Here is a 17,299-nt window from a genome sequence, read left to right on the forward strand (position 1 = left end):
CCTCCGCTGGACTGGGCGGATGACCGCGCGTGACCATGGAGACACGGAACGGGACTGCGTGCGGAAGGCGGGTGCGATGGGGACGGACCACCACGGCGGCGGGGTGCCCGGATGCGGGGGCAACGGCGAGCCGGAACTGTCGGACAGTCTCAAGACCTTCGGGGCGGTCCTCAAGGCGCTGCGGGACGAGGCGCGGCTGACACAGGAGGAGTTCGCGCCGCGGGTCAGCTACTCCGCCGCGTACGTCGCCAAGATCGAGCAGGGGAAGCGTTTCCCGCCTCGCGACCTCGTCGACCGGTGCGAGGACGTCCTCGGCCCGCCGGCCGCCCGCGTGCTCGGCGCCGCGGCCCGCAGCCTCACCCGGAAGGTCGGCCTCGCCTCGTGGTTCCAGCACTGGGCGGCGATCGAGGAGGAAGCGGTGTCCCTGTACGCCTACGAGTGCCGGGTGATCCCGGGGCTTCTCCAGCCCGAGTGCTACATCCGGGAGTTGTTCCGGCGACGCCTGCCCCCGCTGAGCGAGGACCAGTGCGAGCGCCAGGTGGACGGACGGCTCGCACGTCAGCGGCTCCTGGTGGAGCGGCCGAACACGGAGTTCTGCTTCCTGGTCGAAGAGGCTCTGCTCCGGCGCGGTTTCGGCGGCCCCGGAGTGTCCCGGGCACTGCTGGAACACCTTCTGGTACAAGGAGACCGGCGCAACGTCGAGATCCAGGTCATGCCCCTCGAACGCCCCGATCACTACGGCTTCGAAGGACCCATGTACCTGGCCGAGTCCCCGGACCACCGCTGGGCCGGCTACGTCGAGGGCCACGAGAACAGCATGCTGATCACTGCCCCGAAGTCGTCCAGCGCCATGCTCCAGCGCTATGGAAGGATGCGTGCACAGGCTCTGAGCCACCAGGACAGCATGAGCCTGCTGGAGCGGATGCGAGGGGCACTATGACGACGACGGACCTGGTCTGGGTGAAGAGCACCTACAGCGGAGGCGGCGGGGACAACTGCGTCGAGGTCGCGGTACGCCCCGGGGCCGTGCTCGTCAGAGACACGAAGGACACGCGGCGGCCGCCGCTCTCCGCGAGCCCCGAGGCGTGGTCGGCCTTCGCCGCCTACACGGCGGCCGGACGCAGCGCGCACTGACCTCGCGCCCGGCCCTGATGGGCCCTACACCTCCTGCACTCCGAAGAGTTCGCGGCAGGGTTCCAGGCCGGTGAGCTGGACGGGGACGGTGCGGTGGGAGTCCCAGTCGGCGCGGGAGAGGCGGAGGCGCTGCACGGTACGGGCGCGACCCTGGACGGAGGCGGTGACGATGCCGTCCGGCCGGTAGCCGAGCTTCCGGGAGACGGCCAGGGAGGCGGCGTTGCCGGTCATGGCGCCGGAGGTGACGTGGCGGGCGTCCAGCCCCGCGAAGGCCAGGTGCAGGACGGCCGCGCGCATCTCGGTGCCGAGGCCCTGGCCCTGGTGGGCCAGGCCGAGCCAGGACCCGGTCTCGCCCTCCCGGGTCACGGCGAAGTCCTCGGTCGAGAGGTCCTGCCGGCCGACGACCTTCCCGTCGTGCAGCACCGCCAGGGTCAGCGTCCACTTCTCCGGGTGCCAGCCCGCGACGGTGCCGAGCACGTGCTGGAAGGTCCCGCGGGCGCGGGTGGCGGGGCCGCCGTCGGTCCAGGGCACGGTGAAGGGCATGTCCCCCTCGGCGTGGACGCCGTCGGCGGCGACCGCACAGAGTTCGGTGAGCAGCCGCATGCCCGGGAGGCGCAGCTCCAGGCGCGGGGTGGTGAGGCGGAGCCCGTACAGGGGCCAGACATCGGCTGTCATGCAGGGAGCCTGCCGGAGCGGGCCGCGGCCGTCGAGCGAATAAGACGGCCGTCGCGGGGCCGCGGTGCGGTGCCGGTCCGGGCGCAGGCGCCCGCGCGAAGCGCGGCGGCGCCGCACCGTGCACGCACGGGCTCCCTGCGCCCGGCCGGTCACTCTTCGGGCACGGCCATCTCGCCGAGCAGGGACCAGTCGTCCTGCGGGACGGTGGTGTTGATCACCCGCGGGGTCTCGGCGAGGTGCTGCGGAAGGTGCTGCTGGGCGGCGCGGAAGTGGTCGGACTGCACGTGGGCCGCGCCGGCCTCCTCGTCGCGGAAGGCCTCGACGAGGGTGTACTCGGCGGGGTCGTCCACGCCGCGGGACCACTCGAACCAGAGGCAGCCGGGCTCGGCGCGGGTCGCCTCGGTGAACTCGGCGGCGATCTCCGGCCAGCGTGCGGCGTGCTCCGGGCGGACCTTGAACTTCGCGGTGATGAAGATCACGTTCTGGGCTCCTTCGTCGGGCGGTGTTCCCATTCTGCGCAGGCCGTACGGGTGCCGCGGCGGCGGGGCGGCGCGGGCGAGTCCCCGGGTGGACGCGGCCTGCGGGTGCCGCGGTTGCCCGGCCCCGGACCGTTTCGTCCGGCGCCCGGAGCCGTATCGCCCGGCCCGGCGCGTACGCGCCGGGCTCCGCGCGCTCCCGGCGTCGCTCCCCTCGCTCGGCGCCGCGCGGCCCCGTCGTCCGGCGGTGCCCGGCGGCACCGGAACGACGCGCGGACGTCTCCGTATGGTCACGAGCGGATAACAACGCTACCCTGACGCGGCACCCCCGCTGACCACGGGAACGGACAGGCCGACGCGCGAGCTAGGGAACGGATGAGTACGCGAGAGCCGACACAGGGTCAGGTACGCAGGTCGGGCGGCGGGGCGCCGCACCGCTCCCCGGGAGCCGGCGCGGAGGCGGGCCCCGGGCCCCGGCCGGACCCCGGCGCCAGAGCCGGAGCCGCAGCCGGAGGAGGAGCGGCGGCCCACCGGGGCCACGGCTTCCGGCCCGATGTGGAGGGGCTGCGGGCGCTGGCGGTGGGCGCGGTGCTGGCGTACCACGCCGGGGTGAACACGTTCGGCGGCGGCTATGTCGGCGTGGACGTCTTCTTCGTGATCTCCGGCTTTCTCATCACCGGTGTGCTGCTGCGGGAGCTGGAGCGCAGCGGCACCCTCTCGCTGCGCCGTTTCTACGCGCGCCGGATGCGCCGGCTGCTGCCGCTGACGGTCGTGGTGCTGAGCACGGTGGTGCTGCTGGCGTCGTGGCTGATGTCGCCGGTGCAGCGGAAGGGCGTCTTCGAGGACGTGATCGCGTCCGCGCTGTACGTCGTCAACTGGCAGCAGGCGCAGCAGGCCGTGGACTACTCGGCGGCGGGCACCGAGGCGAGCCCGGTGCAGCACTTCTGGTCGCTGGCGGTGGAGGAGCAGTTCTATCTGGTGTGGCCGCTGGTGCTGCTGGCGGTCTGCTGGTGGTGCCGTCGCGGCCGGCGCCGTGAGGATCACCTGGACGGCCGGACGAGTGAGCGGCTGGGCGCCGGCCCGGGTTTCCGCCGCCGGCTCGCCCTGGTGCTCGGGGCGCTCACGGTGGCCTCCTTCGGGTACGCCGTGCTGCTGACCGCGCGGGAGGGCGGCGCGGCCTACTTCTCGACGGCGGCCCGTGGCTGGGAGCTGGCCGTGGGCGGGCTGCTGGCGCTGGTCCCGGCGCCCCGGCTGCGGCCGCGGCGGGTGTCCGCCCGGTCTGCGGCGACGGTGCTGGGCGCGGCCGGGCTGGCCGCGGTGCTGGGGGCGGTCGTCTGGTACGGCGAGGACACCCCGTTCCCGGGGACGGCCGCCCTGCTGCCGGTGCTCGGCACGGCGGCGGTGATCGCGGCGGGGGCGGTCGCCGCGGACTCCCCGGTGGGGCGGCTGCTGACGCTGCGGCCGGTGCGGTACGTGGGGCGGATCTCGTACTCCTGGTACCTCTGGCACTGGCCGGCGCTGGTCTTCGCCACGGTCTGGCTGGGTGATCTGCCCACCTCGCTGGCGCTGGCGGTGGTGGTGCTCTCCTGGGTCCCGGCGGCGCTGACGCACGAGCTGGTGGAGAACTACTTCCGCGGCGCTCCGCGGTTCGCCCCGACGGGTGCCGCGCTGCGGCTGGGCATGGCCTGCACCCTGGTGTCGGTGCTGGTGGCCGCGCTGCCGTGGAGCCGGGTGCCCACGGTGCCGCTGGCCTCGCCCGAACAGGTGAAGGGCGCCAAGGCACTGGAGGAGGACCCGACGCCGCAGCAGCGGGCCGACGCGCTGCGGCCGGTGCCCGCGGAGGCGACGAAGGACAAGGGGAAGGTGCACGCGGACGGCTGTCTGGTGCCGCAGCGGGACACGGAGTCGCCGGACTGCGTCTACGGGGACCCCGCGTCCGGCACCACCGTGGTGCTCTTCGGCGACTCGCACGCGATGCAGTACGCACCCGCCCTGGAGCAGGTGGCGGAGCGGCGCGGCTGGCGGCTGGTGGTGCTGACCAAGTCGGCGTGCACGCCTGCCGAGACCACGACGTACAACCCGCAGTTCAAGCGGGAGTACACGGAGTGCGGCGAGTGGCGGTCGCGTGCGATGGAGCGCATCGAGGAGGAGAGCCCGTCGCTGGTGATCACCGGTAACCGTGCCACCACGAAGGCCGCGGAGGCCGGCAAGCCGCTGGACCGGAAGCGCAGCGCCGAGGCGGTGCGGGACGGCTTCACCACGACGCTGCGGGCGCTCCGGGACACCGGCGCCTCCGTGGTGACGCTGGCGGACAACCCGCATCCGCCGGAGGACATCCCGTCCTGCGTGTCCAACTCACTCGAACGGCTTACGGAGTGCGCGTTCGACGAACGCGTCGGACGAGGCTTCGAGCGGGTCAACGCCGAGGCGGCGGAGGAGTTGCCGGACGTGGAGCTGGTGGACCCGCTACCGGTGCTGTGCCCGGACGGGACCTGTCCCGCGGTGATCGGCAACGCGCTGGTCTACCGCAACGGCGCCCACATCACCGCGACCTACATGGAGACCCTGGGCGACTGGCTGGACGAGGCGCTGCCGCAGACGGTGTGACGCCGGGCGGTGTGACGCCGGGCGGTGTGACGCCGGGCGGTGTGACGCGGGGCGGTGGGCACGCGCGGTGACGGCCGGCCGCTCGCGTCACCCGGACGGCCCCTACGGCACCGCGGGCGGCAGCAGGTGGTCGAGGGCGCCCGACTTGGCCTCGGCGACGAGGGACCCGAACTGGTCGGCGCTCATCTGCACGCGCTGACCGAAGTCGTCGGTGAGCAGGACCCGCTTCTCCGCCGCCGCCGACGGGTCCACGAAGAGCTGGGGGCACCCGCAGTCGCAGTTGCCGCAGAACGTGGCCACCGGCTCCGGGTGCGAGGGCTGCGTCCCGTGCGTCATGGTCGTGCCGCCTTCCGTCGTCTGTCGGTCGTCCCCGCCGGCGCGCGGGCGCGCCGACGGGCCGGCGACAAGGGGTTACCCGGGCAGGCGGGGCGGGAAGCCGCGCGGGGCCCCAACGCGGGGGCGCATCGCGGCACGTACGCACATACCCGCGCTCCCCCGTGCCGCCTCCGCGCCGGCGGAGCGCCCCCGGGAGCGGGCGGCGCCGGGCTCAGAGCCGGGCGCGCATCCGGGTGAGCAACGCGGGCGTGGCCGACGCCGGTTCGGCGTCCACCGCCAGGTGGTTGAGCAGGTCCCAGTAGCGCGCCACCTCGGCCGGGCGGTCGGGGTAGACGGCGGTGGTGAGCTGCTCCAGGTAGACGACGTCGGGGAGTTGCTCCCCGGGCGGCCGCAGCATGGTGACCGGCCCGCAGAGCGCTCCGTGGCCGCCCGCCGCGAAGGGCAGGATCTGCACGGTGACATGGGGCAGGGCGGCCATGGTGCGGAGGTGGTCGAGCTGCGCACGCAGCACCGCGCGGCCGCCGACGGGCCGGTGCAGCACGGCCTCGTCGAGCACCACCCACAGGTGTGGAGGGTCGGGGCGGCTGAGGACGCCCTGGCGCCGCACGCGGAGTTCGACGCGCCGGTCGAGCTCCGCGGGAGGTGCCTCGGGGTGGCCGAGGCGCGCCACCGCACGGGCGTAGTCGGGGGTCTGGAGCAGCCCGGGCACGAACTGCGACTCGAAACCGCGTATCACCTCGGCCGCCTGCTCCAGGCCGAGGTAGTCGTGCAGCCAGGACGGGATGACGTCGCTGTACTGCTGCCACCAACCGGGGGTGTTGGCCTGCCGGGCGAGCTCCCGCACCATGGCGCGCTCGGTCTCGTCCCCCGCGCCGTAGAGCTCGAGCAGAGCCTCCACGTCCTGCTGTTTGCAGCCCGTACGGCCCAGCTCCAGGCGGCTGATCTTGGACCGGGAGACGCCGAGGGCCGCGCCGGCCTCGTCACGGGTGAGGCCGCGCTCCTCACGAAGTCGCCGCAGCCGCGCCCCGAGTGCCATCCTGGGCACGGTCGGTCCCGCCTGCCGCAGGTCCAGCGCGTGGCCGCGCGGCGGGCGTCGGCTCGCGGTCGGGCTCTGGTCGCGCACGATCCTCGTGGTGTCCACGTGTGCTCCGTCGTCGATGCGGGGGGCTGCCGGGGCACGCCGTGCCGCCCCGGGTTCCGCAAGTTTCCCATGGCACTTGCGAAGTGCACGAGACCGCACAACGGAACCCCGGCCGGCCGGCACTCCGGCGCGGTGCTCCGGGGCCCGCCGGGGCAGCCGTACCGGGGCCCGTACCGGGACCGGTTGAGGGAGCGGTCCGGGGCGGCGTGGGGCGCTCCGGGCGCCGCGGGGCGGGCGTCACGGGGTGCCGGACGGCGGCGTACGCCGGTGAGATGCGCCACGGTTCGGACGGAACCGGGAGCGCCGATCGCGTCGCCGTGGTGGCCTTGTCCCGGGGCACATGCCCGGTGAACGCGCCGCACCGACCCTTCCTGAGCTGCGAGTTCGGGCGGAACGGACGCCGGGGCACGTATCGGCGCGTTCCCGGGGCGGGCCCCTCGGGGGGCGTATCCGGGGCGTCCTGTTCCGAACGCAGTGGGTGAGAGAAGTCGGTCGCCTCCTCTAACCTTGCACACATGTCCACTCCCCCTTCACCGCCTCCGTCCCGCTTAGCAGCCGAGGACGCGAACGCGGCGATCCGTGCCTTCGTCGCGGGCCGCAAGGTGTGGACGCCCGCGGATCTGGCCGAGTTGGCCCGGCTGCGACGCGCCTGGATGGACGCCGTCCGCTACGGCGCGGTGACCGAGGCGGCCTGAGAACCCCCTGGGGCGCGGCCCGTTGAGCGCTCCGGCGCCGCAGGGGGCCCGCCGCCCGGGGCTCCTCCGCCCGCCGCGCCGCCCGTCCCCCGCACCTTCCGGCGCCCTTCCGCGTGCGCCCGCTCCGCGCCGACCCGTCCGCCGCTCTCGCTCCTTCCCCCTCCCCCTCCGCCTGCCGGCACCTCCCCCGGGCCCGCTTGTCCGCGACGGCCTTACACAGGGTGACAAGTTGCGTGCCCAAATGGGTCTATTTACGGTGAATCACACGCCGGGGTGGCAGGTTCACCACGCATCGTGATGCCCCGGCGGCGCCGGAGAGGGCCTCGGCCCGCTTTCCTACCGGACCGGGCCGAGGCCCCGGTCGACCGACACCGGCGTGACCATCGACTCCTCCTCGGGAGGTGGCAGATGCTTCCGCAGTCCACTTTCGGCAAGATCGCCCTGACCACCGCGACCGGCGTGCTCGCGGCCGGCACCGCGGCGGGTCCCGCCCTCGCCAACCAGGCGGTGCCCGACGACGGCCCGTACAAGGGCCGCGTGATCGCGAAAACCGGTCTCAACGTCCGCACGGGTCCGAGCACCCGCTTCCGCGTCGTCGACGTGCTGCCGTTCGGCACCGTGGTGGGTATCCGGTGCAAGGTCAGAGGCGAGGTGATCGACGGCAACCCGCGCTGGTACAAGCTGAACGACGGCCGGTTCGTCGACGGCTTCTCCGCCGCCCGCTACATCACCAACATCGGCCCGGCACCGCGCTGGTGCCACGACAAGGGCCGCGCCAAGTTCAAGGGCCAGGTCATCGCCCGCTCCGGTCTGAACGTCCGCTCCGGCCCGAGCACCCGCTTCCGCATCGTCGACACGATCCCCTTCGGCACCATCGTGGGCATCAAGTGCAAGGTCAACGGCCAGGTGATCGACGGCAACCCGCGCTGGTACAAGCTCGACGACGGCCGGTTCGTCGACGGCTTCTCCGCCGCCCGCTACATCCGCAACATCGGCCCGGCGCCCACCTTCTGCCGGCGCTGACGGGGACGGGACTCCCCCGGCGTCCCGCACGCCGTACGGACTGACGCACCGGTGAGAACCGGACCGCGCAGTGCACGCACGCCCCCGGACGGGTCACGGCCCGGACGGGGGCGTGCACCCGCGCGGTTCTGCCGCGGCCCCACGAGGGCGAGCACGGCCGGACGTCCCGCCCGGTGGTGAAGTGCAGGTGCGGCGGCACCCGGCGACGCCGCGTGCGGGTCTTGCGGCACCCGGCGGACGGGCAGCCGACGCGCGGACGCGGGCCCGTCAGCGGTCGGCCTTGCCCGGGGGTTCCTCCGGCCCGGTCTGGAAGGGCTTTCCCTTCGGGTCCCCCGGGGGCCCGCCGGGCTCGTCCTCCGGCTCGGACGGGGAGGCGGCCACGGCCCCGGACGGCGAGGGCGCGGCGCTGCCGTCCGTCGCCGTCGCACCGGGAGCGGGGTCCTCGTCGTCTTCCGCCGCACCGGGAGACGTGGTGGCCGCGGGCTCGGCGGCCGGGGACTCCCCGGCGCCCGGCGTTGCGGAGCCACCGGCGGCGGGCGCCCCGGATTCCCCGGTCCCGCCCGGCAGCGGTCCGCCCGGCAGGGAGGGGGTGACCGGGGCGACCGGGTCGGCCGGGGAAGGGCCGGTTCCGTCCCCGCCGGCGAGCCGGCTGACCGCGAGGAGGGAGAGCGCCAGCACGGCGGCCGCCACGGACCCCGCGAGGACCGGGCCACGGCGGCCGCGCCGCCGGCGGCGATGGGAGGGCGGCCGCCCGGCCGCCGGCACGGGCGCCGTGTCCTCCTCGGGCAGGGGCCCGCCGGGCGACGGTGCGACGCCTGCGACGGACGGTACGGGTCGCCCCGTACCGGAAGGCCCGTCTGCGGAGGCAGCGGCGGGCGCGCCAGCCACGCCTTCGCGGCCCGCCGCTCCCTCCCGGCCCGGGGCCCCCGGCGCCTTTCCCAGGGCGCCCAGGCGGTGTGCCACCTCTCCTGCGGTCGGCCGGTTCCCCGGCTTCTTGGCCAGCATGGCCAGAACGAGTTGCTCCACCTCCGCCGGGACCTCCGCACGGAGCCGCCGGGGAGCGGGGGGTGGGGTGTGCACGTGCTGGTACACCACGGCCGCCGGGTCGTCACCGGTGAAGGGCGTCCGGCCGCAGAGCAGTTCGTGGAGCACACAGCCGAGCGCGTAGACGTCGGCGCCCGGCTCGGCGGGACGGCCGAGCCCGCGCTCCGGGGCGAGATAGGCGCCGGTGCCCACCACCTCGCCGGTGGTGGGCAGGGTGGTGCCGGCCGCGCCCGAGACCTGGGCGATGCCGAAGTCGGCGACCTTCACGCCGTCCTCGGCCAGCAACAGGTTGCCGGGCTTGACGTCCCGGTGGACCACGCCGGCCCGGTGGGCGGCGTCCAGTCCCTGCGCGGTCTGGCGGACCAGTCGGCAGGCCTCCTCGATCGCCAGCGGCCCGCCCCGGGCGGCGAGGGCGTCCCGGAGGCTCGGGCCGGGCACGAACTCCATGACCAGATAGCCGCGCCCCTCCTCCACGCCGAAGTCGTGAACGGCCAGCAGGCGGGGGTGGTTGAGGCGCGCGGCGGTCAGCGCCTCCTGCCGGAAGCGTTCCACCGCCTCCGGCCCGGCGGCCGCCTCCCGCAGCAGCTTCACGGCCACCTCGCGCTGCAGCGAGGTGTCCTCGGCCCGCCACACCTCGCCCGTACCGCCGCGGCCCACGATCTCCCGCAGCCGGTACCGGCCGGCGGCCAGCGCGTACACCCGCACCACCTTCCGTACCGGCCGGTTACTCGGCCTCGGCCACGTCCCGGGACATCGCGTCGCGCTGGAGCCGGCCGAGGACGGCCTTCGGGTCGCCCTTCTCCAGCACCGCGCTGCCGATCCCGGTCTTCAGGTCGTGCAGCACCGGCCCCCAGGAGGTCTTGCCGACCGGGTAGAAGCGGGCGGTGTCCAGCGCCTCGAGGAACTTCCAGAGCGGCTTGTACTGCGCGTCGTCGCGCATGGCCTGGGTCGCGGGTGTGGTCACCGGGAGCATGTCGTAGGTGTCGGCGTAGGAGGTGACGTACTTCTCGCCGTAGACGAAGTCGAGGAAGCTGCGGACGTGCTCCTCGCGTCCCTCGCCGTTGTCGAAGGCCATCAGCCAGTCGGCCACGCCGGTGGTCGTCTCGACCGGCCCGTCCTTGCCGGGCAGGGGGGCGGTGCCGAAGTCGATGCCGTTCTCCAGGGCCAGGCGCATCAGCCCGGGGTGGCCGTTGAGCATGGCCACATCGCCCTGGGTGAAGGCGGCGTAGGCGGCGTCGCGGTCGGTGGTGGCCGGGTCCTCGTTGGTGAGGCCGGCGCCGACCAGGTCGTCCCGCAGCCAGGTGAAGGTGGCGACGTTCTGGGGTGAGTCCAGGTCGTAGGCGCCGCCGTCGTCGGTGTAGTTGCCGCCACCGCCCAGCATCCAGTTCAGCGTCTCGGCCTGCGCCTCCTCCGGGCCGAGCGGCAGCCCGTACGGGGACGGCACCCCGGCGGTCCGCAGCGCGCGGGCCGCCTCCAGCAGCTCCTCCCAGGTGCCCGGCGGCTCCTCGACGCCGGCCTCGGCGAAGAGCTTCTTGTTGTAGAAGAGCATGCGGGTGCTGGCGGAGAACGGGATGCCGTACTGCACCCTCCCGACCGTGCCCGCCTCGGCCAGCGACGCGACGAACGAGCCCTGGGTGAAGGTGGAGAGCACGTCGCTCGCCCGGTGCAGCTTCTCCCGCTCGGCGTACTCGGCGAAGGTGCCGGAGGTGATGGCGATGTCCGGCGGGTTCCCGGCCTCGGCCAGCTCGGCGACCTTCTGGTCGATGCGGCTCCGGTCGTAGACGTCGACGTCGACCTCGACGTCCCCGTGGTCGAACTGGTACTCGCCGATCAGCTTGTCCCACCAGCGTTTGGAACTGTTGCCCGAGCGGTCACCGTGGTCGATCGCGACCACCTTCAGCGTGGTCCGGTCGCTCAGCGGGCCCGTGTCCCCGCAGGCCGTGAGCGTGGCGAGGAGGCCGGTCACCAGCCCCGCCGCGACCAGGCCCGCGTACCGTCGTCTGCGCTGCACTGCCAGTACCGCCTCTTGCTCTTCGCGTCGTGCTCCAGCGCCGGCCCACCGGGGGCGCGGCGGAGCGGAGTCTTCCGCGCCCGGTGCGTGACGTCCAGATCACCGCACGTATCGCTTCGGTATCGTCTGCTCCGTGTGGTCACGCCTTCACCCCAGGTTTCTCACCGTGAGGGCAGGGCGGGGGCACACCGGGCGGTACGACGGGCAGGGGGGAGGCGCGCCGGGACACCCGTCCGGCGTGCGGAGGGCCGACGGCCGTGCGCGGGCCGGCGGCGCTCAGTCGCGGTGGCGGAGCAGCAGCATCGCGGCGTCGTCGCGCAGCGGCCGCTCCACATGCGCGAGCAGATCACGGCGCATCGCGTCCAGGGCGCTCTGCGGGTCGGGGTCCTTGAGCAGGGAGGCGCGCTCCGCCAGCGGATAGAAGCGGTTGGCCGGGTCCCGGGCCTCCGTCACCCCGTCCGTGTAGAAGAGGAGCTGGTCCCCGGCGGCGAAGCGGACCGGGTGCGGCTGGGCGGTGTAGCCGCCGAGGGCGCCCAGGCCGAGCGGCGGCGCGGGGTCGGAGGGCTCCACGAAGCCGGTGTCGCCGTCCCGGCGGATCAGCAGCGGCGGCGGATGGCCGAAGGTGAGCAGCGTCGCCGTGCCGTCGGCGTGCAGTTCGGCGAGGACCGCCGTCACGAACTTCTCGTCGGAGAGGTGCCGTCCGAGGGCGCGTTCGAGGCGCTCACCGACCGAGAAGAGGTCCTTCTCGTCGTACGCCGCCTCGCGGAAGGCGCCGAGCACCACCGCCGCGGTCTCCACCGCGTCCAGGCCCTTGCCCTGGACGTCGCCGACGATCACCCGCAACCCCGCCGGGCGAGGTGACCACCTCGTACAGGTCGCCGCCGATGCGCGCCTCGGCCACCGCCGAGGTGTACGAGACGGCGACGCGCAGATGACCCGCGGTCAGCGGCACGGGGCGCAGCAGGACACGCTGGGCGGCCTCGGCGATGTCACGGACGCTGGCGAGTTCCGCCTCGCGGCGCTTCCGCCCCGCGGTGGCGAGCAGCCCCGCGAGGGAGACGCCCGCGACACCGATCAGCGCGGTGTTGCCGCGGCGGTCGGCGAACTGGCCGTTGAAGACGCTGAGTCCCAGGCAGAGCAGCAGGGCCAGCGCGCTGATGGCCACCGTGCGGCGGAACCCTCCGGTGAGCCCGGCGAAGGCGGGGCCGAGCGCGATGAGCGGCAGGAAGCCGACGTCCGGGCCGGCCGTGAGGTCGACGCAGGCGACCACGGCCATCGCCGCGAACGGAAGCCACGACAGCACACCCCGGTTGAGGCGGGATACGTCGGCCAAGGGATGCTCCGGCGGGTCGGCGAGTGCCGCGGTGGCGGCCTTCGCCCACCAGCTTTGCAGCGTTGGTGTGCCACAGACAAAGAAATCCCGTACTCGCCCCCGTCCACGGGCAGTCGTCCGGCACGCGGAGCCATGGCGGGACGCCGTCGGCGACGGATGCGCACCCCCGACCGGAATCACCCGATCGAGTGAGGGCGCCGGGCGGTGAGGGCGGTTCCGGCCGGTGCTCGACCGGTGCCGGCCGCCCCGCGCGCCGGGCCGCGTGCCGTCAGCCGGCGCCGCCGCCCTCCGCGGGACGTACGGCGTGCGCCGCCGCGGCCTCCCGCAACCACTCCGGCTCGCGCGCGATCTCCAGCAGCAGGAAGAGCCGGGTGAGCGGGTCGTCCCAGGTGCGCTCCACCGGTGGGCCGGGGGCGGGCGGGGCGGCGCCGGGCCGCGGGGAAGGTGGTGCCGTCATCACGGACTCCGCGAGGGGTCGGAGGGCCGGCCCGCGCCGGTCGGGCCGGCCGGGCCGCGGGGGACGGGGCACACGGGGGTGCGTGCCGGTAACTGCCGCCATCATCCCCGGGAGTTCGGTCCTCTGCAAGGACATCTGTAAGAACGCATGCAAGTACAGGTGCAAGTACATCGAGGTGTGTCATGGTGGTGCCATGCACATCGACCACGCAATGCAGGATCCGCGGCTCCAGGGCGTCGCCTGGCGCAAGAGCCGGCGGAGCAACCCGAGCGGAAACTGCGTCGAACTCGCGGAACTGGAAGGCGGCGGAGTGGCCGTCCGCAACTCGCGGCACCCCTCCGGCCCGGCGCTCATCTACACGCCGGCGGAGATCACCGCCTTCATCCAGGGCGCGAAGGACGGCGACTTCGACGACCTGCTGCTCCCCGGGAGCTGACGCGGAACACGACACGGACGCACCGGACACACCCGCAACGACCCGCCCCGCACGATCCGCCCGCGCCGTGGTGCACATGGCGCGGGTACGTGCTTCCGGCCTGAGTGCGGCTGTACGCCCGTCCCCGGGGATGGGACACTGAGCATCCGGACCATTACGCAGGGGATATCTCAGGGGAGCAGGGGCAGACGTGAGGGCAGCAGAGCCGGATCGCGGCGACCGGTCGTCGGTGCGCCGCATCCTCGACCACCCGCGGGGTGGTCCGACGATCCTGCGCATCGTGCTGGGGACGCAGCTCCGCCGCCTGCGGGAGGCGCGCGGCATCTCGCGGGAGGACGCCGGGCACGCCATCCGCGGCTCGCACGCCAAGATCAGCCGGCTGGAGCTGGGCCGCACCGGCTACAAGGAGCGGGACGTCTCCGACCTGCTCACGCTCTACGGCATCGAGGACCCGCAGGAGCGCGACGAGTTCCTGGCACTGGCCCGCCAGGCCAGCGTGCCCGGCTGGTGGCACAAGTACAGCGACGTGCTGCCGCCGTGGTTCGAGCAGCTCATCGGGCTGGAGGAGGCAGCCTCGGTGATCCGCACCTACGAGGTGCAGTTCGTCCCCGGCCTGTTGCAGACCGAGGAGTACGCCCGGGCCGTCACCCGGCTCGGTCACCCGCGCGCCCCGGAGAGCGAGATCGAGCGGCGGGTGCGGCTGCGCCGGGAGCGTCAGCAGGCGCTGGAGCGCAGCCACGGACCCCGGCTGTGGGCGGTGCTGGACGAGAACGCCCTGCGCCGCCCGCCCGGCAGCTCCCCCGGGGTGCTGCGGGAGCAGGTGGACCACCTGCTCCACATGGCGCAGAAGCCCAACGTCACCATCCAGATCGCGCCATTCCACATCGGTGGCCTCGCGGCGGCGGGCGGCCCGGTGACGATACTGCGGTTCCTGGAGCCCGACCTGCCGGACGTGGTGTATCTGGAGCAGCTCACCACGGCGCTCTACCTCGACAAGCAGGAAGAGGTGGAGCACTACATGGTGGTCATGGACCGGCTCTGCGCGGTGGCCGATCCACCCGCCAAGACGCTGGAGTTCCTCCGCGACTTCCGCAAGGAGCTGTGAACCGCACCGGTCGGTGAGCGGGGCCCCGGTGCGCGTGCCCAGGACGACGGGCACGCGCCGGGGCGCGGCGGCCGGCGTCAGGGCTTGCGGGCCACGCCCCCGAACTCGTACCACTCGTCGGTGAGCTGCTTCGGACCCAGGTCGGAGTCGGGACGCCAGTCGTTGATCTCACCCAGGCCCGGCTCGAGTATCTCCAGGCCCTCGAAGTACTTCTCCACCTCGTGGGCCTCGCGGACCCGGCCCCAGTGGTCGTTGGTGCTCTCGTTCATGAAGGTGGTGACGAAGTCCCGTGTCTCCTGGTGCTCGCTGACGAGCTGGTTGATCACCAGGAAGCTGCCGGAGGGCAGCCGGTCGACGACGCGCTCGAGGAGCTGCTCGGGGTCCGGATCGGGGATGCAGTGCATGACGGAGACGAAGAGCGCGGCGACCGGCTGCGAGAAGTCGATGAGCCGCCGGGTCTCCGGGTGGTCGAAGATGGCGTCGGTGTCCCGCATGTCCGCCTGGATGACGGCGGTGCGGTCGTCCTCCTGGAGCAGGGCACGCCCGTGCGCGAGCACGATCGGGTCGTCGTCCACGTAGACCACGTGACTCTTCGGGTCCACCCGCTGCGCCACCTGGTGCACGTTGTCCTGGGTGGGCAGGCCGGAGCCGTGGTCCAGGAACTGCCGTATTCCGTGGTCCTCGGCCAGCCGCCGCACCGCGCGCTGCAGGAAGCGCCGGTTGTTGATCGCCAGCGGCCGGGTGCTCGGCGCCATCTTGTCCAGCTCCGCCACGGCGGCCCGGTCCACGGCGTAGTTGTCCTTGCCACCCAGATAGTAGTCGTACATACGGGCCACGCTGGGCACCGTCACATCCACCTCGGGCGACAGCACCCGCGCCGTCCCCGACCCCTGGGATGCTCCGGCCGTCCCGGGAGTCCCGTGCTCCTGCGCCATGCTGCCTCACTTCCGCACGCGCCCCGTGCGCGCGCTCCGTAACCGGGCGGTCGCCGAGAATCCTCCCACGGCCTGTCGGGTTGACGCCACGTCAAGTGAACATCAGGCCGGTCTCGTTGGTCTGGCGCCCGGGCGTGCGAGGCGGCGCGCGCGGTGCGGCGTTCCTGCTCCGCGCACGCCCGCTGCGCGAGGATGGCGTCATGCTGCTCGCCGACATCGCGCGCACCTCACGGGAGGTCGCCGCCGCCTCCGCCCGTACGGAGAAGGTGGCGCTGCTCGCCGCGCTCTTCCGCACCGCCGCCCCAGCCGAGGCACCGGTCGCCATCACCTATCTCGCCGGGCGGCTCCCGCAGCGCCGGACCGGCATCGGCTGGCGGTCGCTGGGCGACCGCCCGGCACCCGCCACGGCGGCCCGGCTGACCGTCGCCGAGGTGGACCGGGCGCTGACGGAGATCGCGGCCGTCTCCGGCAAGGGCGCCCAGGCGGAACGACGGCGGCTGCTGCACACGCTGCTGGCCGCCGCCACCGCGGAGGAACAGGACTTACTGGTCCGGCTGATCGGCGGCGAGCTGCGGCAGGGCGCCCTGGACGCGTTCGCCGTGGAGGGGCTGGCCGCGGCGGCGGACGCGGACCCCACGCAGGTACGCCGGGCGGTGATGCTCGGCGGCTCGCTGGGCGCCGTGGCCGAGGCGCTGCTGGCGGGCGGCCCCGAGGCGCTGGCCGGCTTCCGGCTGGAGGTCGGCCGTCCGGTGCAGCCCATGCTCGCCCAGTCCGCGGCGGACGTGCAGGAGGCGCTGGACCGGCTCGGGCCCTGCGCGGTCGAGGAGAAGCTCGACGGCATCCGGGTGCAGGTGCACCTCGACACGGCGGCGGCCTCGGTACGCATCTGGACCCGCACCCTGGACGAGATCACCGAACGGCTGCCGGAGGTGGTGGAAGCGGTGCGGGGGCTGCCCGCCCGCCACGCGGTGCTCGACGGCGAGATCGTCGCCCAGGGACCGGACGGACGGCCGCGCCCCTTCCAGGAGACCTCGGGCCGGGTCGGCTCCCGGCTGGACGTCGCGGGCGCCCAGGCGTCCCTCCCGCTCACCGCGGCCTTCTTCGACCTGCTCTCGCTCGACGGCCGGGACCTGCTCGACCTGCCGGTGCGGGAGCGGCATGCGGAACTGGCGCGGATGGTCCCGGAGGAGCTCCGGGTACGGCGGATGGAGGCCGCCGACCCGGCGGCCGAGGCGACCCGCCGGGCGGCCCGCGCCTTCGCCGAGGAGGCGCTCGCCCGCGGCCAGGAGGGCGTGGTCCTCAAGGCGCTGGACTCGCCCTACAGCGCGGGGCGGCGCGGAGCGTCCTGGCTCAAGGTGAAGCCCGTACACACCCTCGACCTGGTGGTGCTGGGCGCGGAGTGGGGCCACGGGCGGCGCCGCGGCCGGCTCTCCAACCTGCACCTGGGGGCCCGGCGGGCGGACGGCACCTTCGCGATGCTCGGCAAGACCTTCAAGGGGCTGACGGACGCGCTGCTGGAGTGGCAGACCGGGCGGCTGCGGGAGCTGGCGGTGCGGGAGGAGCGGTGGGGCGTGCTGGTGCGGCCCGAACTGGTGGTGGAGGTGGCCTTCGACGGGGTGCAGCGGTCCTCGCGGTACCCGGAGGGGGTGACGCTGCGGTTCGCCCGGGTGGTGCGGTACCGGGAGGACAAGCCGGCGGAGCAGGCGGACACGGTGGAGACGGTGCTGGCCGCCCTCCGCTGACGGCCGGCCGCCTCAGGTCTCGGTGGCGCGGCGCCGCTGCACGGCCCGGAACGGTGACGCCCCGGCCGTACGGACCGGCGGCGCGACGGCGCCGCGGCGCCCCGCCACCCGGCAGCCGCGGGCGGCCCGGGGTACCCAGGCGGCCCGGG

16 protein-coding genes and 1 pseudogene are annotated in these 17,299 nt (G+C 74.2%); 8 read left to right on the top strand and 9 right to left on the bottom strand.

Annotated elements, in window-relative coordinates; all coding sequences use genetic code 11:
• Positions 1 to 76: 76 nt before the first annotated feature.
• Together HOY81_RS14350 and HOY81_RS14355 are read left to right on the top strand one after the other, a co-directional pair.
• Positions 77 to 940: a helix-turn-helix transcriptional regulator gene (locus HOY81_RS14350; RefSeq protein ID WP_237320741.1), complete on the top strand. Its 864-nt coding sequence runs from the start codon at positions 77 to 79 to the stop codon at positions 938 to 940.
• Positions 937 to 1,134, top strand: coding sequence for a DUF397 domain-containing protein (locus tag HOY81_RS14355; RefSeq protein ID WP_237320742.1), 198 nt, complete (start codon positions 937 to 939; stop codon positions 1,132 to 1,134). Before HOY81_RS14350 ends, HOY81_RS14355 begins: the two co-directional genes overlap by 4 nt.
• A 24-nt stretch (positions 1,135 to 1,158) precedes the next feature.
• Here HOY81_RS14355 and HOY81_RS14360 read toward each other — a convergent pair whose 3' ends face one another.
• Both HOY81_RS14360 and HOY81_RS14365 read right to left on the bottom strand, forming a co-directional pair.
• Positions 1,159 to 1,809 (bottom strand): GNAT family N-acetyltransferase, encoded by a 651-nt coding sequence (locus HOY81_RS14360; protein WP_237320743.1) that lies wholly within the window; start codon positions 1,807 to 1,809, stop codon positions 1,159 to 1,161.
• A gap of 149 nt (positions 1,810 to 1,958) precedes the next feature.
• Positions 1,959 to 2,288 carry a putative quinol monooxygenase gene (locus HOY81_RS14365; protein WP_237320744.1) on the bottom strand — a complete coding sequence of 110 codons (330 nt, stop codon included), beginning with the start codon at positions 2,286 to 2,288 and terminating at the stop codon, positions 1,959 to 1,961.
• A gap of 552 nt (positions 2,289 to 2,840) precedes the next feature.
• Between HOY81_RS14365 and HOY81_RS14370 the strand changes: the two genes are divergently transcribed.
• Positions 2,841 to 4,892, top strand: coding sequence for an acyltransferase family protein (locus HOY81_RS14370; RefSeq protein WP_237320745.1), 2,052 nt, complete (start codon positions 2,841 to 2,843; stop codon positions 4,890 to 4,892).
• Between the two features lie 102 nt (positions 4,893 to 4,994).
• Here HOY81_RS14370 and HOY81_RS14375 read toward each other — a convergent pair whose 3' ends face one another.
• Both HOY81_RS14375 and HOY81_RS14380 read right to left on the bottom strand, forming a co-directional pair.
• On the bottom strand, positions 4,995 to 5,228 hold the full coding sequence (locus tag HOY81_RS14375) for a hypothetical protein (protein ID WP_237320746.1): 234 nt from the start codon (positions 5,226 to 5,228) through the stop codon (positions 4,995 to 4,997).
• A gap of 211 nt (positions 5,229 to 5,439) precedes the next feature.
• Positions 5,440 to 6,369: a helix-turn-helix transcriptional regulator gene (locus HOY81_RS14380; protein WP_308341031.1), complete on the bottom strand. Its 930-nt coding sequence runs from the start codon at positions 6,367 to 6,369 to the stop codon at positions 5,440 to 5,442.
• 515 nt (positions 6,370 to 6,884) lie between these two features.
• Here HOY81_RS14380 and HOY81_RS14385 point away from each other — a divergent pair.
• Positions 6,885 to 7,064 (top strand): hypothetical protein, encoded by a 180-nt coding sequence (locus tag HOY81_RS14385; RefSeq protein WP_237320747.1) that lies wholly within the window; start codon positions 6,885 to 6,887, stop codon positions 7,062 to 7,064.
• 408 nt (positions 7,065 to 7,472) lie between these two features.
• A complete protein-coding gene (locus HOY81_RS14390) occupies positions 7,473 to 8,087 on the top strand; it encodes an SH3 domain-containing protein (RefSeq protein ID WP_237320748.1) in 615 nt (204 codons plus the stop codon).
• A gap of 267 nt (positions 8,088 to 8,354) precedes the next feature.
• Here HOY81_RS14390 and HOY81_RS14395 read toward each other — a convergent pair whose 3' ends face one another.
• The 4 genes and pseudogenes from HOY81_RS14395 to HOY81_RS14410 all read right to left on the bottom strand — a co-directional run bounded on the left by HOY81_RS14395 (position 8,355) and on the right by HOY81_RS14410 (position 12,932).
• Positions 8,355 to 9,830 (bottom strand): serine/threonine-protein kinase, encoded by a 1,476-nt coding sequence (locus HOY81_RS14395; protein ID WP_237320749.1) that lies wholly within the window; start codon positions 9,828 to 9,830, stop codon positions 8,355 to 8,357.
• 25 nt (positions 9,831 to 9,855) lie between these two features.
• Positions 9,856 to 11,142, bottom strand: a complete 1,287-nt coding sequence (locus HOY81_RS14400; RefSeq protein WP_237320750.1) for an extracellular solute-binding protein — start codon at positions 11,140 to 11,142, stop codon at positions 9,856 to 9,858.
• A gap of 276 nt (positions 11,143 to 11,418) precedes the next feature.
• Positions 11,419 to 12,418, bottom strand: a pseudogene (locus HOY81_RS14405) (PP2C family protein-serine/threonine phosphatase).
• Positions 12,419 to 12,743: 325 nt separating this feature from the next.
• Entirely contained in the window at positions 12,744 to 12,932 is a 189-nt protein-coding gene (locus tag HOY81_RS14410; RefSeq protein WP_237320751.1) for a hypothetical protein, read from the bottom strand.
• A 193-nt stretch (positions 12,933 to 13,125) separates the two neighbouring features.
• Between HOY81_RS14410 and HOY81_RS14415 the strand changes: the two genes are divergently transcribed.
• Together HOY81_RS14415 and HOY81_RS14420 are read left to right on the top strand one after the other, a co-directional pair.
• Positions 13,126 to 13,368, top strand: a complete 243-nt coding sequence (locus tag HOY81_RS14415; protein WP_237320752.1) for a DUF397 domain-containing protein — start codon at positions 13,126 to 13,128, stop codon at positions 13,366 to 13,368.
• Between the two features lie 190 nt (positions 13,369 to 13,558).
• A complete protein-coding gene (locus HOY81_RS14420) occupies positions 13,559 to 14,473 on the top strand; it encodes a helix-turn-helix transcriptional regulator (protein ID WP_237320753.1) in 915 nt (304 codons plus the stop codon).
• A 77-nt stretch (positions 14,474 to 14,550) separates the two neighbouring features.
• Here HOY81_RS14420 and HOY81_RS14425 read toward each other — a convergent pair whose 3' ends face one another.
• The gene (locus HOY81_RS14425) at positions 14,551 to 15,408 is read right to left on the bottom strand and encodes an SAM-dependent methyltransferase (protein ID WP_272892796.1); all 858 of its coding nucleotides are present in this window, start codon (positions 15,406 to 15,408) and stop codon (positions 14,551 to 14,553) included.
• 200 nt (positions 15,409 to 15,608) lie between these two features.
• Between HOY81_RS14425 and HOY81_RS14430 the strand changes: the two genes are divergently transcribed.
• The gene (locus tag HOY81_RS14430; protein WP_237320754.1) at positions 15,609 to 17,150 is read left to right on the top strand and encodes an ATP-dependent DNA ligase; all 1,542 of its coding nucleotides are present in this window, start codon (positions 15,609 to 15,611) and stop codon (positions 17,148 to 17,150) included.
• The last annotated feature ends 149 nt before the right edge of the window (positions 17,151 to 17,299 follow it).

This window comes from Streptomyces sp. JJ36 (assembly GCF_021696945.1).
Taxonomy (GTDB): Bacteria; Actinomycetota; Actinomycetes; order Streptomycetales; family Streptomycetaceae; genus Streptomyces.